Source organism: Photobacterium sp. WH24 (assembly GCF_019204055.1).
GTDB classification, from domain to species: Bacteria; Pseudomonadota; Gammaproteobacteria; order Enterobacterales; family Vibrionaceae; genus Photobacterium; species Photobacterium arenosum.
Genome location: NZ_JAGSOZ010000001.1, coordinates 47,071 through 62,610, shown reverse-complemented (window position 1 = coordinate 62,610; position 15,540 = coordinate 47,071). Strand labels below are relative to the sequence as shown.

Sequence of the window (15,540 nt, the reverse complement as noted above, 5' to 3'; positions counted from 1 at the left end):
TTATGGCCATTTACGAATTAGCCAATGACACCCTAATCAAGGTAGAAACAACTTCATTCGAAGTAGAGAAACTCAGAGAGCGTCAGGATATCCAGCGTCTGCTTAGAGCCAATATTGAAGCTATAAGCCCAGACACCCTGGTGATTGCCGAAGAATACGGGCATTTTGTTGAGTCTAATCGCCGCATTGATTTACTCGGCGTGGATAAATCGGCCAATCTCGTTGTGATTGAGTTAAAGCGTGATGACGATGGCGGCCATATGGAGCTTCAGGCCATTCGCTACGCTGCCATGGTGGCGAACTTAACCTGGGAGCATGCAATTCATGCCTATAAAGAGTTTTTAAGCCGCACAGAACAAGATCTTGACGCAGAAAGTGTGCTGCTTGATTTCCTTGGCTGGGATACCCCGCAGGAAGACGATTTCGGCAAGGAGTCGCGCATCGTTCTTGCAGCCAGGAATTTTTCAAAAGAAATCACCACCTCGGTACTCTGGCTCAACGATATGGGGTTAGATATCCGTTGTGTTCGCTTAAACCCACTGCGTCTTGATGAACGGCTGCTGTTAAATGTCGAACAAATCATTCCGCTGCCCGAAGCCATGGACTATCAGATTGAGGTCCGGCACAAAAAGCGTGAAGAACGCGCAGCGCGAAATGACGGAAAGGATCGCTCACGACTGAACCTGTATGTGAACGGTACACTGTATCAGCAAGGCTTTCGCAAATCGGATATAGGCTTGTATACCGTCCAGGCGCTTCAAACATACCAGTTGATTGATGACGCAGTATTTGACTACTTAAGACATAATAAAACCTGCTCTTTTCAGCTGTTAAAGCAGTTACATGAAATCACTGGCACAGCTGACAAATATAGAAAATACCGCTCTGAACGTGAACCTGAGTTTTTCTATCAAGACGCTGGTTACTACGTTGCCAGAAACTGGGATATCAATAATACAAATCGATTCATTGTAGAGATCCAACAGCGATTTACCGAATTACGGTTTGAATGGGATTGACCCTGAATTCCTGTACCAGCCCGCAAGGTTTTAACCTGGCGGGCTTTATCACTATCAGCCCCCACTGAAACCCCCACCCTTCCCCATTTCCCCATACCCTTTCAGTTGCTTAGGTGAGCTTTTGCTTTTATCGCTGATGAGTTTATGTATAATCAAACGAGAATAAATATCATTACTGATTAAGGAAACATTATGTCCGTGCCCGACAGCAGGGAAAAACGTCAGCCGGTGTTACTTACGGTGAAATCTGTCCGGGATTTGGGCCCGCGTTATCGTCGTATCACTTTCACCTCAACGGCGCTGTCGCACTACCCGCCGTGCAGTAATGGTGCGCACATTAAGATCATGCTGAGCCATGACGGACAGTCCGAGCCTGTGCTGCCGACCATGACGGCAACCGGGCCGAAGTGGGCATCACCCGAAGACAAACCGCTGCTGCGCACCTTCTCGGTCCGTGAGCTGCGTCGGGAAACCGGTGAAATGGATATCGACTTTGCCCTGCACGGCGATCTGGGTCCGGCGTCGCGGTTTGCGCTCAATGCCCGCCCCGGCGATAAGCTGGGTATCTCCCCACCGGGTGGCCCGTATCCTATGCTCAAACCGGCCTCGCAGTATTATCTGGCCGGGGATCTGACGGCCCTGCCGGCAATCAGTGCGATGCTGGAAGAGATGCCGGCGGACAGCCGCGGCTATGTGGCGATCCAGGTCAGTGATGAAACCGATATTCTGGATCTCCGCTCTCCGGCAGGGGTTGAGGTACAGTGGTTTATCGGCCAGCCGGATCAGGTGCAGCCGCTGATCGACCAGTTCTGCCAGCAGCCGTTCAGTGCCGAAACGACTGCCGAAACCACTGCCAAACAGATTGCCGACAGTTATTTCTGGCTCGGCGGTGAAGAGCAGATTGTCGTTGGCTTGCGCCGCTTTATTCGCCGCGAACTGGATGTCGAGCGTACTCAGGTCTATGCCATCCCGTACTGGCGCTTTGGTACTGATGAAGACAGCTATCACACCAGTCGTCACCAGGCTGTTGATAACTAATAATAATCCAGATCGAACCGGCATTTGCCTGTATGGGCACTTGAAGCACAAGAGTGATGTCATCTCCCGATGACAACAAAGGAAACAACAATGGCTATTGACCCTTCAGTGATCCGCGCCCATTCATGGCAGGCACTACCCACACCGGCGGCACTGGCAACAGCGATCCCCTGCCCGGCCGCACTGACCGAGCATATCGCACACTCGCGCAGCACCATCAGAGAGATTTTACACGGACAGGACGACAGGCTGCTGGTCGTCATCGGCCCGTGTTCGATTCATGATCCGGACGCGGCCATAGAATATGCTGAGCAACTGGCCCGTTACGCCGAGCGCTATCAGGATCAACTAGTGGTGGTGATGCGCACCTATTTCGAAAAACCACGCACCACAGTCGGCTGGAAAGGCATGCTGTTTGACCCGGATCTGGATGGCAGCGATCAAATCGGCAAAGGCCTGCAGCAGGCCAGAGAGCTGCTGATCCGCATCAACGCACTGGGTCTGCCGGCCGCCACCGAATTTCTTGATACCACCAGTTTTACCTATCTGGCCGATCTGATGAGCTGGGGCGCCATAGGTGCCAGAACCACTGAGTCCCAGCCGCACCGTCAGCAAACTTCCGGCCTCCCGTGTCCGGTCGGGTTTAAGAACGGCACCGACGGTAATGTCAGTGTGGCGATGGATGCCATCATTGCCAGCCGCCATCCGCACCTGTACACCACCACAGGTCAGGACGGGCAGCTATATGCCGTTAACAGTACAGGTAATCCGGACTGCCACCTGATCCTGCGTGGCGGTAAAGCCCCGAACTACAGCGAAGAGGATATTCACCATGCCCTGCAGCAGCTGGAGGCTAAAGGGATCACCACAGGGGTGATGGTCGACTGCAGCCATGGCAACAGCCTGAAGCAGTTCCGGCGCCAGCTGCTGGTGGCCGAAGAGCTGTGCCGCCAGATTGGCAACGGCAACCATGCCATCACCGCCATCATGGCCGAAAGCTTTCTGGTTGAAGGGCGGCAGGAGATCTCAGATGACATGACCTATGGTCAGTCCATTACCGATGCCTGTCTCGGCTGGGACGATACCGAAGCCCTGTTGTCGATGCTGGCCAGCGCTGTCGAAGAGCGCCGTCAGGGACATCAGACCCGGTTAGCGGCCAATGAAGGGTAAATCTGAACGGTCACATCCGCTACAGGCGGTGGTTTAGGGGTGACAACAAAAAGCCAGCCGTTTCAGGCTGGCTTCTTTTTAGACTGCGTAACTCTTGGGACTACGCAACTATTTGGACTGCGTAACTTTTTTGACTGTACAACAGGCTGCTGCTAGCCCGCGATCTGCTGCCAGTCTGCCTGACGGCGCGGCACAATCACAGGCGCATCATCAAACGGCGCTTTGAGAATATCGACATGGGTATTGTACAGCTTGTCGATCATCGGCTTGGTAATCACCTCGGCGACCGGCCCTGCCGCCACCACGCCCTGCTCACCAATCGCCACCAGCTCATCGCAGTAACGCGCGGCCGCCGCCAGATCGTGAATCACCAGCACCACGGTTTTACCCATGGCCACCATCTGACTGATGCTTTCCATCACTTCAATCTGATGGCCGATATCCAGCGCGCTGGTCGGCTCATCGAGCAAAATCACATCAGTATCCTGCGCCAGAATCATCGCCAGCCAGGCGCGCTGACGCTGACCACCGGACAAGCTGGCCACAGGTTGCTGCAGCAAATCGTCCAGTTTCATCCACTGAATGGCTTTGGCGACCTGAGCGGCATCTTCGTCACTCCACTGGCTGAACCAGCCCTGATGGGGATGACGACCGTACTGCACCAGTTGTTCCACCGTGATCCCGGCCGGGCTGATCGGCTGCTGCGGCAGAAAAGCCAGCACTCTGGCCAGCGCTTTCATTGAGTAATCCGCCAGCGATGTGCCGTTGAGGGTGATCTCGCCCTGCTGCGGGGCCAGTTGCTTGGCCATCATCTTGAGCAGCGTCGATTTACCGCCACCGTTCGGGCCGACTATGCCAACCAGCTTACCTTTGCCGAGACGAAATGAGACATCCCTGAGGACGGTCTTGCTCTCGTAGGAAAACCCTACGCCTGTCATCGATAACGCTGTCATTAGTCTGCCTGTCCTTTATCTCGCAGTAGAAATATAAATAGCATGATACCACCCAGAATGCGGGTCATGATCCCGGTGGCCACTTCGTGGGGATCGGCCAGTACCCGTACCAGAGTATCGCTCAGCAGGAGTAACAGCGCCCCCAGCATGGCGGCGGTCCACAGTGGCACAATACGTCCCCGCAGCAGGAAAGTCGCGATAATGGGAGCGGCCATGGCGATAAACACTACTGGGCCGCCAATGGCCGTTCCCAGCGCGGCGATCAGGATCGCCAGCATCAGAATCGCCACCTGCACCCGGCTGACGTTGACGCCCAGGCTCTGGGCGGTCGGCAGCCCCAGCCTCAGTACATCCAGCTGGCGGGAGAAGTAAATCACCGCCGGACTGAGTAACAGCAGCAATCCGGCCACCGGCAGACTGACACTGTAGCCCTGACCGACAAAGTTGCCCATGGTCCAGAAATAGACGCTGCTGACATGCACGATAGATTCGGTCGACATCAGAAACTCGCCCACCGCGCGCATCAGCTCCGAGACCCCGATACCGATCACCACAAACAGATAGCCCTGCTCGCCGGGATTGCGGCACAGCATATACAGCATCACAGCCGCCACCACAGCACCCAGCGGCGCCGCCCACCAGGGCCAGGAACCCAGCGTGAGGTATAAGGTGAAAAAGGTGATCGCCAGCGTGGCCCCTTCATTCACCCCCACCATATCCGGGGTCGCCAGCCGGTTGCGCACCAGCGTCTGGATCATACAGCCCGACAGCCCCATGGCCGCACCTGCGACCAACACGGCTACCACACGGGGCAGACGAATTTTAAACACCATGATCTCGACCATCCGGGTCGATTCACCAAACAAAGCTTTGAATGCCAGCCAGGGCGTGAGTTTGGCCGAGCCGATACTGACCGCCAGCAGGCTCATCGCCACCAGCGCCAGCATCAGCAGCGCACCTAACAGCACAGCCCGGCGCTCCACCAGCAGGGTCTTGTTGCCGAACTGCCACAACCACTTGCCGTACGGGATATGCCGTGCCGGTTGAGCTGGGGTTAACGAGGCTGCTGGTCGCTCACTGGCAGCCATGTGCTGCGACATACTTTTGTCCATCATTCAGGCTCCTACTTCACCGCCAGCAGCGAGCGGAAACCGCCACGCCGGACCACGCCAATCAGCACAGGCGCCCCTATCATGGCCAGCAATACCCCGTTGGGCATTTCATAAGGCTGGATCATCCAGCGGGCCAGAATATCGGCGATCAGAATAAAACAGACGCCGAACAACGCCGAGAAAATGACCTGCAAAGACAGCCGCACCGGCTCCACCATACGGGCGCAATAGGCCGCCAGAAAACCGACGAAACTGATCGGCCCTGCCACCGAAATGGCACAGGCGGTAAACAGAGTCGAGGCCAGCAGCACGCCGATGCGCACCCAGTGGGTATTAATACCAAGCGAGCGGGCCTGCTGCTCCCCGAGCTGCATCATGGTGAGCTGGCGGGCCAGCAGGAAGGTCAGCACTATGGCAGCCAGCATAAAAGGGGATATCAGCGCCATCGCCGTCATATCGGCCGCCGCCAGCGAACCCAGGTTCCAGAAGCGGAACTGATCCAGCACCACCTGGTTAGACAGCAAAATATAATTGGATAAACCGCCGAAGGTCGCGTTCATCGCTACCCCGACCAGTATCAGTTTGAGCGGGCTGGACTTGCCCATCACATGGCCGACCAGCAGCACTACTATATTACCGGCCAGCGCCCCCAGTCCGGACCAGACCAGATAGCCCTGGGCGGATTCAACGCCAAAATAGGTCAGGCCGGTGACCAGCCCCAGCACAGCGCCGGCATTAACGCCCAGCAAGCCCGGCTCCGCCAGCGGGTTACGGGTGGCACTTTGTAATAATGAAGCGGCCAGTGACAAGCTGACACCAACCATCAGGGCGCATAGGGTGCGCGGCAAGCGCAGGGTATCCATCACCATGGTCATGTGTTCAGACGGAACAATAGCAGAGAAATAGTAGGCCAGCGCTTCTGCTGTGCCGTACTCCCCGGCACCGACCGACATAGACATCACAGAAAAAAAACAGACACTGAACACGCCTGCTGCCAACCAGACGAGGTGAAGTTTCGACACGCTTGCAACTCCATGTATAACAACGAAGCTGAGCATGATATCAATCCGTCTTTTCAGAGAACAGCATTAAATAAAAATAGTTCTCAATATCTTTATCAAGTACAATTTCGAGCTCTTCATTCAACTTATTGATACACATAATAAGGAGCATTATGTTGCGACTAAGCCTCTTTACGGCCCTGGCCCTGTTCTGCATGGCAAGCCAAGCCAGTGCTACCGATACCCGCACCATAGAAGATGCGCTGGGTGAGAAAGTCACAGTCCCGGCGCACCCGAAACGCGTCATTACCCTCAGCGAGATCGATCTGGATACCGCGCTGGCGCTGGGCATGACCCCGATCGGCACAGTCAATGGCCGCGGCCAGCAAACCCTGCCCCGTTATCTGACCCCGGCCATTAACGGCGAGATTCAGGTCGTCGGTGATCTGTCCCGTCCGAATCTGGAAACTATTCTTGAGCTGGAGCCGGATCTGATCCTGACGGCGCCAAACCGCCCGGAAGTGATTGAACTGCTGGGCGAGATCGCCCCGACTGTGGTCACCTTCAACTACGGCGAAAACTGGAAAAGTGTGTTTAAACGCACCGCCAATATCCTGAACCGTCAGGCCGATGCCGATGCCTTTATGGCGCGTTACCAGGCCCATGCGGAAAAAACCAAACAGGCGATTGGTGACAAGCTGGGCCAGACCATCAGCGTGGTGCGCTGGAACCCGAAAGGCCCGGCTTACATGTTCCGTGACTCTTTTGCCAGCCAGGTAATCACCGATGTCGGCATGAAGCGCCCGGCCAACCAGCAGGATCCGGGGCATACCCACTCTATGTCGCTGAGTCTGGAAGCCCTGGCTGTGCTGGACGGCGACTGGATGGTGATCGGCACTCTGAGCACCTCAGGCGAAGCGGTTGAAGCGATGAAACAGGCCGAGAACACCCCGGCATTCCACCAGCTGAACGCTATTGAATCCGGCCGCTTTGCTCCGGTTGACGGCTCGCTGTGGACCTCAGTTGGCGGCCCGCTGGCCGCGCTGAAAGTGATGGATGACATCGCCAGACTGGTCAATACCCCGGATGCCCGGCCGCTGACGCAGTAAACTCTCACAGAGCCAGCGCTGTTTATAAGAAAGATCAGCGATAAAAAACCGCCTGACGTCAATCTGGCGGTTTTTTCCGTTGTGACAACAGGCCGGATTAACTGACAGCAAGCTGCTTGCGATCCACTTTTCCGCTGGCAGTTGTCGGCAGGCGGGTCAGCCAGACAAAACGTCCAGGGATCATATAACCGGGCAGATGGGCAGACAGAGCCTTGCGCAGTTGCAGGCGGGTCATCTCCGGCGAACCGCTGTTCCCACTGTGCTCCCCTTGTTCCAGATACGCGACCAGAGTTGCCTGCTCGCCTTCTCCTTTCAGTGTAACCGCGGCATCCCTGACGGCGGCTAACCCGCGCAGGCGCGCTTCAATCTCACCCAGCTCAATCCGGTAACCACGCAATTTGACCTGACCGTCCAGGCGGCCAAAATACTGATAGCTGTCATCCGCCAGCCGCCGGACGTGATCACCGGTACGGTAATAACGCAGGCCATCGGCACGGTTGATGAACTGGCGTGCGGTCAGATCCGCCCTTTGCCAGTAACCATCACTGAGCGCATCGCCATAAATACACAGTTCCCCTTCCTGGCCCACAGCCACCGGCTGATCATTGTCATCCAGCACCAGATGCCCATAACCGGCCAGACTGCGGCCGATAGTGATCGGCTGATCAGGCTGCACCTGTGATATCAGTGACCAGACCGTCGCTTCCGTCGGGCCATAGCAGTTCCACAGCTCCGCACAGCGCGACAACAACTGCTGCGCCAGCCCGCCATCCAAGGCTTCACCGCCGGTTAGTGCAGTCAACCCGGTCTGGCCCTGCCAGCCGGTATTGACCAGCATCCGCCAGAAAGTCGGCGTGGCCTGAAGCGTATTGACCGAGGGATAGCGCGCTAAAATGGCGGCAACGGCATGGGGATCTTTATGCTCTTCGCTGCTGGTGAGCCGCAAACGCCCGCCCACCAGTAAGGGCGCAAAAATCTCCAGCATCGAGATATCAAAAGCGATTGTGGTGATCAGCAGCCAGTGACAACCGGCGTCCAGATTCAGCCTAGCTAGCGCCGCACAAAGAAAAGTCGACAGCGCCTGATGGCTGATCACCACCCCTTTCGGCTTGCCGGTCGAGCCGGACGTGAACATCATGTAGGCCGTGGTGTGCGGACGCAGCAAGGGCGATCTCATTGGCGCCACATTGCCCGCCTGCAACGGCCATTCGCCTTCAGGTTCCACAGACAGCACCGGGCAGCAAAAGCCGATTGGCGCGGAAGCATCCCCGCCCGTCTCCAGCACCGCATCCAACTGCGCTTCCTCAGCAATGTCTCTCAGCCGTCCGGCCGGAAACAACGGGTCGAGCGGCACAAACGCCACACCGGAAAACAGGCAGGCCAGCAAGGTTGCGATCAATGCCGGCGAGCGCTCGACATGAATCCCCACCCGATTGCCCGGCTGCAAATCTGCCTGATTCAGTTGCTGCTGAACCCGGCTGACTGCTGCCAGCAATTGACGATAGCTGATGGATTGCTCGCCAAAGTCAATCGCCACCCGGCCGGATTCGGCCGCCCCGATCAGGGCGGCCTCCAGCATAGGCGCTAAGTCCGGCGCAGTATCTGCCCGGAGCTTAGCCCGAAGCTCAGCCCGAAACTTGGCCCGATGATTAGTTGCTGACATCCGCCACCTCCTGTTCAGACTGCTGGTCCAGCGGCTCTGAACTGGCAGCACTCAGTGCCCGGCACATCGCATCCGGTGTGGCATGCTGATACAGGAAGGCTAAGGTCACAGACTGCGTGATGCCCACCGCCGACACATCATGCATATTCAGCGCATGATTCAGGCGCTGTACCAGCGTAATGGCTGCCAGAGAATCTATCCCCAGCGCGCACCAAGGCTGATGCCAGGTGTCATGATCCGGCGTCACTGGCAGCGGGGTGCTCTGCTGCCAGACCTCACAGACCAGCTCGGCCATTTCAGTTGCAATCACGCCCCGCGCAGGATGATCTTGCACAGGCCGGACTTTCGCCTCCTGATATGGCAGGGGCTGAGTCGCTCCCTCGAACGGGGTCAGCGGCCATGCCTGCTGCGGATCGGCGGCGATCACCTGCAGCAGTTCCTCCTGCCACAGCATCAGCACCTCACTGGCACGAGACGAATCGACCTGCGCACCATCAAACTCAAAGCGCAGCGACAGCTGACCGCCCACTTCATTGACGATCAGACTGAGCGGGATCTCCACTTTTTCAAACGCCGGGCCAAACTCGGGACGCAGTCGCCCGTCAGCTGTCTCGCTCTGACGATTGGCATTCCCCTCAGCGCGCGGGTAGTTCTCGTAGACAAACACGCTGTCAAACAAGCGGCTACGTCCGGCCTGCAGAGCCATCAGCGACTGGGTCGCATGCTGGTTCAGCGCCATGGCCTCGCCCTGCAACTGCGTCAGCTGGCTGGCCAGCGAGTCGCCATCCTGCCAGTGGATGATCAGCGGCAAGGTGTTGATATACAGCCCGACACTGGCGGCAATCCCGGCCACCGACGCATCACGCCCCGGCACCACGTTACCGACAATCGTGGTGGTTTTCGATGGCTGGCCGGTCAGGCGGGCAACCAGACGGTGCCAGGCAAACTGCGCCACCGTACTGTGGGTTACACCCACCTGACGCGCAAAGTGCTGCAGCGTCGCCTGGTCCTGCGCGCTCAGCACCGTTTTCACGATTTCAGGCTGTTGCTGCAGCGGTGAAGAAGCGAAATCCGGGCCAAACAGCAGGCTTAAATCATCGGCCTGTGCTGTTGCCAGTGCTTTGCCTGCCCAGAAGGCAGCGGTTTCAGGCTGACTCGATTTGGCATATTCGGCATGAGCCAGATAGGCCTGATCGACCGGCAGCAAGGCGGCCAGATCGTCGCTATTGTGATCCGCCAGCGCCTCATAGGCCTGATGCAGCGCCGCAAACAAACGCGGACCGCTCCAGCCGTCAATCACAGCATGGTGACAGCTGAAGATCACCCGGATATCCTCGTCGTCCAGGCGGAAGCAGCGCACACGCAGTAAGGCATCGCCATCGAGCGCCATACCGCGCTGACGATCATACTGGCAGTATTCGGTGATCAACGCCTCGGCATCGTCCTCGCCGGTCAGATCCACCACCTCAAACGGCAGTACGATCTGGCGCTGCACCACCTGAAGCAGTTGATCACCGGTACTATAAGGGCCGCTCAGCACAGTGCGTAAAGCCGGGTAAGCGGCCACAACCGCTTGCCAAGCCTGCTGGTAACGCGCCAGATCCAGCGGCTGGCGGTAACGGATTGGGGTTTGCAGCAGATAAGCTTCATCGTCCGGGCAACGCTGCTGATGGGCAAACATGCTTTGCTGCAGCGATGAAGCCGGCAGCAACGCTTCAATCTCAAACCGCTTGCTCAGCCTGTCCAGCTCCGGCTGCGTCAGGCTCACCAGCGGATAATCCGATGGCGTCGACTGCCGTCCGTGGGACTCGGCATGCTGCTCGCAGTAATGGATCATCGCCAGCAGGTTGGCTTTGAACGCCGTCATGAACTGCTCGCTCAATGCCTGATCCAGCACCCCGACCTGACGCAGCGTCAGCTGGCCGTCGTAGATCCCGCCATGCAGACTGAGCAGCTCCGCGCCCGGGTTCAGCGGCGAAGCGGTCTGCCCCGGAATCACAGGCAAAGGACGCCACAGTTCGGCCTGCTGGCCCTGCTTCTGGGTCTGACGGCCGAGATAGTTAAAGACAACCGGCGAGAAGGTCAGTTGCTCACCCTGAGGGTGATAGCAGCGCAGGGCATTGAAACCAACCCCGTTATCCGGGATCTGACGCAGGGTTTCTTTGGCCTGCTTGATGGTTTCAGCCAGTGACGGCTGTACAGCGACAGTGCATGGATAGGTACTGGTAAACCAGCCCACGGTGCGGCTGACATCCAGCTGTTCGCCAATCTCTTCCCGGCCATGGCCTTCGAGCATCACGGTTGACTGCTCACCCCAGCCCAGCGCCTTGAGTGTTACGCTCAGGGCCGACAGCAGCAGGTCACGCACCTCAGTGCTAAACGCAATATTGGCCGGACCCACCAGACGGTCAGTCTGTGTCTGATCCAGCTGCAGCATGGCCTGACTCGGAATGACGTTACCGTCTTTGTCTGTATTGCGTGTGGCAGGCAGCGCACTGCCAGCGCCATTACGGGCGCTCTCGAGCCGGCTGTACCAGTAGTCGAACTGCGCCGGATGATTATCGGCATAGTCCTTCAGCGCCTCGCCCCACTGACGGTAACTGGAGGTTTTATCTGCCAGCGGCAGCCCTTGCGACAACCGCTGCAGATCGTCAGCCAGGATCCGCCAGGACACCGCATCCACCACCCAGTGGTGCAGCGCCACAAACAGACCGGTCTGAGACGTCGCGCCCTCCTCACCCGGCAGATGGCGGATCCGCGCCCAGGCCATGACAGGCCCGTGCTCGAGATCAAACTGCGACTGCAGCGCGGTCAGGGCATCATAAAGCTCATCTTGTGTCATGGCGGCCGCATCCAGCTCTGTCAGCTCAGGCACAGTGACAGAGGCCTGATAACGCTGACGGCGCACGCCATCCTCTTCCGTGACCCGCAGACGCAGGGCGTCATGATGCGCCAGTAAGCGGGTCATGATGTCTGTCAGGCGGGCCGTATCCAGATCCGGAATCGCCAGTACCACCGCCTGATTCCAGTGCGCCGGACGGGCGAAAGGCTGGGCATCGAACCAGCGCTGAATCGGATGCAAATCAAAGGTGCCGGACAACTGACCCTGCTCAGCATCGACCGCCCGTTCCGTCTCAGCATGCGCAGCCAGGGTCCGGCACAGCTTACGTACCGTCTTGGCTTCAAACACATCTTTGACGGTACAGGCAAAACCGGCATCACGCAGACGGGTGTTAAGCTGGATACTCAGAATTGAGTCACCACCGAGGCGGAAGAAATCATCTTCCACGCCCAGCTCGGTATTGAGCACCTCGCGCCAGATAGCCAGCACCTGGGCTTCCGTCTCCGTTTCCGGCTGAGCACCTTCACCCGTCACCCGCTGGCGGGCCGGCAGGCGGCTGATATCCAGCTTACCGTTAACCGTCAGTGGCAATTCATCGAGCACCAGCAGCTCTGCCGGCACCATGTACTCAGGCAAAATGCGGGCCGCGGCCGACAAAATCTGGCCCGGATCCGGCTGCTGCTGAGCCACGGCAGATGAGGTTTCTGCAGTGGCATAGGCCACCAGCTGGCGCTGCGCGCCTTCACCGGCGACGATCACCCGCACCTGATGCAGCTGCGGCGCCACTTTGGCGATCTGGCTTTCAATTTCAGCCAGCTCAATCCGGTAACCGCGCAGTTTGACCTGCTGATCCATCCGCCCCAGGTATTCCACCTCGCCGTTATTGAGCCAGCGCGCCTTATCACCGGTGCGATAGCAGCGCACGCTCTGCCCGGCAATCTCAACGGTCACAAAGACTTTAGCCGTCAGATCGGGTTGGTTCAGGTAGCCCCGGGCCAGACCCAGACCGGTCAGACACAGTTCACCCGCAACACCCACTGGGCACAGCTGGCCCTGCGCATCGAGGATCAGTGCCTGAGTATTTTTGACCGGATGACCGATAGTCACCGGCTCACCCGGCTGCAGCTCTTTCACCAGCGCTGTCACTGTGAACTCGGTCGGGCCATACATATTGAGCAGGCGCAATTTACCCTGCCAGCTGGCCGCCAGAGTGGCCGGACAGGCTTCGCCGCCGAACGCGACTATGTTGAGCGAGCTGAGCGGTCGCGGTGCCATGGCGGCAAACAACGCAGTCGAGCTGATCATATGCGTGGCGCCGTGTGCCTCGGCCTGATCGAGCAAGGTGTCATCCGGCTCGCCGAGCACCAGCTGAGACCCGGCAAATAATGGCAGTATGGCCGTCATGTTCCCGGCATCAAAAGCCAGTGACATAGGATTAAACATCACGCTGTCTGCGCTCAGCGTCAGGCGTGCAGTATGATCGGTCAGCACATTAACAAACGCGCCGTGCTCGACTTCCACCCCTTTTGGCAGACCGGTCGAGCCCGAGGTATAAATTACATAGGCCAGATCGTCCGCACCGACCGTCACGGCAGGCGGTGTCTCGGGCAGCAGTGACAGCGGCTCAGCCACGGAAGTCTCTGTGACATTAATCACTTTGCCCCCTGTCAGCGCGCCATGGGACTCAGCAAACTGCGCGTCAGGGGCAATGATCAGGGTCAGTTGCGCGTCATCGACCAGATGCTGCAGCCGGGCGCTCGGATAAGCAGGATCGAGCGGGACATAGCTCATGCCAGCTTTCCAGGCCGCCAGTGCCGCCACCGCATACTGAGTGGTCCGGCTGGCGACCACGCCAATTTTGTGCTCCGCGGGCTGAGCTTCGCTGTGCGACTGCTGAGCCAGTAAATAATGCGCCAGTCGGTTTGCTGCCTGCTCCAGCTCCTGATAGCTCAGGGTCCGGTCGAATCCGGTCACGGCCGGCTGAGCCGGACACTCTGCCGCATGACGGCTCACCTGCTGATGGATCAGCAGCGGTGCATCGACGCGGGCCGGCAAACCTGCCAGTGCCTGAGCGATGCTGACCTGATGCGCTTCATCCACCACAGGCAACTGCATCACATTGGCGAGAGGCGCGGCCAGAATGCCGTCCAGCAACGTCAGGAACATGTCTGCAAAGCGGGCCACTGTCTGATGTTCAAACACCCCTTTGCTGTAGAGCCATTCCAGCCGGACACCGTCCACCAGCTCGGTGACTTTCAGTGACAAATCGGTTTTTGCCGGCAGTACCGGCGAGGGTTCTTCCACCGCACCACAGCCGGGGATCAGATCGTTAAAATCTACCTTGGCCTGATAGACCAGCATGATCTGGAAGATAGGGTTCAGGGCTGTGGTCCGGTCGGCCCCGATCGCTTCACTGAGCGATTCAAAGCGGAACAGCTGATGATCAAACGCCGCCAGATCCTGCTCCCGGCAGTAACGCAGGTAATCGGCAAAGCTCAGGTGCTCATCAAGCTGGGTGCGCAGCACTATGGTATTGACGAAAAAGCCCACCACATCTTCGATATCGGCGCGCTCACGGTAGGCCAGCGGCGTACCAATCACCACATCCTTATCGCCGCCCAGACGGGCCATCAGCAGCGAGAACACCGCATGCAGGCCGATAAAATAAGAGCTGCTGTTCTGCTGGCACAGTCGCTGGAACTGCTGCCACTTCGGCAAGGAGATGGCAGAGAACACCAGCGCACCGTCATTGTTGTGACTGGCCGGACGCGGTTTATCCAGCGGCAGCGCATGCACTTCCGGGATACCTTTCAGGCGCTCGACCCAGAACGGGCGAAATTCTTCGTGATAGTCGCGAAACGCCGGCGAGTTGAGCCAGTGGGCGTAATCGATATAGTTGACCGCTGTCGGTTTCACCGGCTGCTGCTGGTTATTCTGATAGGCCAGAAACGCCTGCTTGAAATCGGCAAACATGTTTTTCACCGACCAGCCGTCTGAAATAATGTGGTGCTGGGTCAGCATCAGCAGATGCTCTTCCTCTCCCAGCCTGACCAGTTCGACCCGGGTCAGCCCGCCCTGTTCCAGATCAAACGGCCGGTAAATGTCTTCCTCGACCATCTTCAGCAGTGCCTGCTCGCGCGCGGCTTTGTCCAGATGGGACAAGTCATGGTGCACAACCGTCAGCCCGGTCTGCGGCGCAATATGCTGCTCGCCTTTGCCCTGGCTGTTGCGCAGAAAGCGGGTTCGCAGACTGGCATGTTTTTGCGCCAGTGCCGAGAAGGCGTATTCCAGCGCGCCGACATCCAGCTTGCCGGTCAGACGAAAATGCACCGGCATGTTGTACAAATGCGAGTTGTCTTCATATTGCTCAATAAACCACAGGCCGCTTTGCGAGAAAGAAAGCGGCCCGGAGGCCGCCTGTTGTACCGGAATGGGTTGCTCATAGGCCTGACGGGCGCTCAGGCAACGGATGATGGCGTCTTTGTTGTCGCGGATCTGCTGTCCGATTTGCGGCGTCAGTGCCTGCTTGCTGCACTGAGAGATCAGCTGCCCTTTCTCGTTCAGTGCCAGCCGGACGCCTTTGCGCTCAAGATCCGCCAAAAATGAAATCATGTCTGTCATTGTGTTTTCCTG

The 15,540-nt window shown here is 58.1% G+C and carries 9 protein-coding genes; 4 read left to right on the top strand and 5 right to left on the bottom strand.

Going from position 1 to position 15,540, the window contains the following annotated elements; translation table 11 throughout:
- The first annotated feature begins 2 nt into the window (after positions 1-2).
- From KCG43_RS00240 to KCG43_RS00230, 3 genes are all read left to right on the top strand, one after another.
- Positions 3-1,019, top strand: a complete 1,017-nt coding sequence (locus KCG43_RS00240) for a hypothetical protein (RefSeq protein ID WP_218382712.1) — start codon at positions 3-5, stop codon at positions 1,017-1,019.
- A gap of 192 nt (positions 1,020-1,211) precedes the next feature.
- Complete coding sequence (locus KCG43_RS00235) at positions 1,212-2,057, top strand: siderophore-interacting protein (protein WP_218382711.1); 846 nt, start codon at positions 1,212-1,214, stop codon at positions 2,055-2,057.
- A 90-nt stretch (positions 2,058-2,147) separates the two neighbouring features.
- The gene (locus tag KCG43_RS00230; protein WP_218382710.1) at positions 2,148-3,227 is read left to right on the top strand and encodes a 3-deoxy-7-phosphoheptulonate synthase; all 1,080 of its coding nucleotides are present in this window, start codon (positions 2,148-2,150) and stop codon (positions 3,225-3,227) included.
- Between the two features lie 152 nt (positions 3,228-3,379).
- Here KCG43_RS00230 and KCG43_RS00225 read toward each other — a convergent pair whose 3' ends face one another.
- Genes KCG43_RS00225 through KCG43_RS00215 form a run of 3 tightly spaced genes read right to left on the bottom strand, consistent with a single transcriptional unit; the run spans position 3,380 to position 6,314 of the window.
- Positions 3,380-4,180 carry an ABC transporter ATP-binding protein gene (locus KCG43_RS00225; protein WP_218382709.1) on the bottom strand — a complete coding sequence of 267 codons (801 nt, stop codon included), beginning with the start codon at positions 4,178-4,180 and terminating at the stop codon, positions 3,380-3,382.
- Entirely contained in the window at positions 4,180-5,295 is a 1,116-nt protein-coding gene (locus tag KCG43_RS00220) for an iron chelate uptake ABC transporter family permease subunit (protein WP_304622550.1), read from the bottom strand. Before KCG43_RS00220 ends, KCG43_RS00225 begins: the two co-directional genes overlap by 1 nt.
- Positions 5,296-5,303: 8 nt before the next feature.
- Positions 5,304-6,314, bottom strand: a complete 1,011-nt coding sequence (locus KCG43_RS00215) for a FecCD family ABC transporter permease (RefSeq protein WP_370630649.1) — start codon at positions 6,312-6,314, stop codon at positions 5,304-5,306.
- A 152-nt stretch (positions 6,315-6,466) separates the two neighbouring features.
- On the opposite strand from KCG43_RS00215, the gene KCG43_RS00210 reads away from it, so the two are divergent.
- A complete protein-coding gene (locus KCG43_RS00210) occupies positions 6,467-7,402 on the top strand; it encodes an ABC transporter substrate-binding protein (protein ID WP_218382708.1) in 936 nt (311 codons plus the stop codon).
- Between the two features lie 97 nt (positions 7,403-7,499).
- On the opposite strand, the gene KCG43_RS00205 is transcribed toward KCG43_RS00210, so the two are convergent.
- Together KCG43_RS00205 and KCG43_RS00200 are read right to left on the bottom strand one after the other, a co-directional pair.
- On the bottom strand, positions 7,500-9,065 hold the full coding sequence (locus KCG43_RS00205) for an amino acid adenylation domain-containing protein (protein ID WP_218382707.1): 1,566 nt from the start codon (positions 9,063-9,065) through the stop codon (positions 7,500-7,502).
- Positions 9,052-15,528, bottom strand: a complete 6,477-nt coding sequence (locus tag KCG43_RS00200; protein WP_218382706.1) for a non-ribosomal peptide synthetase — start codon at positions 15,526-15,528, stop codon at positions 9,052-9,054. Before KCG43_RS00200 ends, KCG43_RS00205 begins: the two co-directional genes overlap by 14 nt.
- Between the last annotated feature and the right edge of the window lie 12 nt (positions 15,529-15,540).

What these genes read in the sequence shown, in the direction of transcription:
- KCG43_RS00240 (WP_218382712.1), top strand. Translation starts at nt 3, where the DNA reads ATGGCCATTTACGAATTAGCCAATGACACCCTAATCAAGGTAGAAACA.
- KCG43_RS00235 (WP_218382711.1), top strand. Translation starts at nt 1,212, where the DNA reads ATGTCCGTGCCCGACAGCAGGGAAAAACGTCAGCCGGTGTTACTTACG.
- KCG43_RS00230 (WP_218382710.1), top strand. Translation starts at nt 2,148, where the DNA reads ATGGCTATTGACCCTTCAGTGATCCGCGCCCATTCATGGCAGGCACTA.
- KCG43_RS00225 (WP_218382709.1), bottom strand. Translation starts at nt 4,180, where the DNA reads ATGACAGCGTTATCGATGACAGGCGTAGGGTTTTCCTACGAGAGCAAG.
- KCG43_RS00220 (WP_304622550.1), bottom strand. Translation starts at nt 5,295, where the DNA reads ATGATGGACAAAAGTATGTCGCAGCACATGGCTGCCAGTGAGCGACCA.
- KCG43_RS00210 (WP_218382708.1), top strand. Translation starts at nt 6,467, where the DNA reads ATGTTGCGACTAAGCCTCTTTACGGCCCTGGCCCTGTTCTGCATGGCA.
- KCG43_RS00205 (WP_218382707.1), bottom strand. Translation starts at nt 9,065, where the DNA reads ATGTCAGCAACTAATCATCGGGCCAAGTTTCGGGCTGAGCTTCGGGCT.
- KCG43_RS00200 (WP_218382706.1), bottom strand. Translation starts at nt 15,528, where the DNA reads ATGACAGACATGATTTCATTTTTGGCGGATCTTGAGCGCAAAGGCGTC.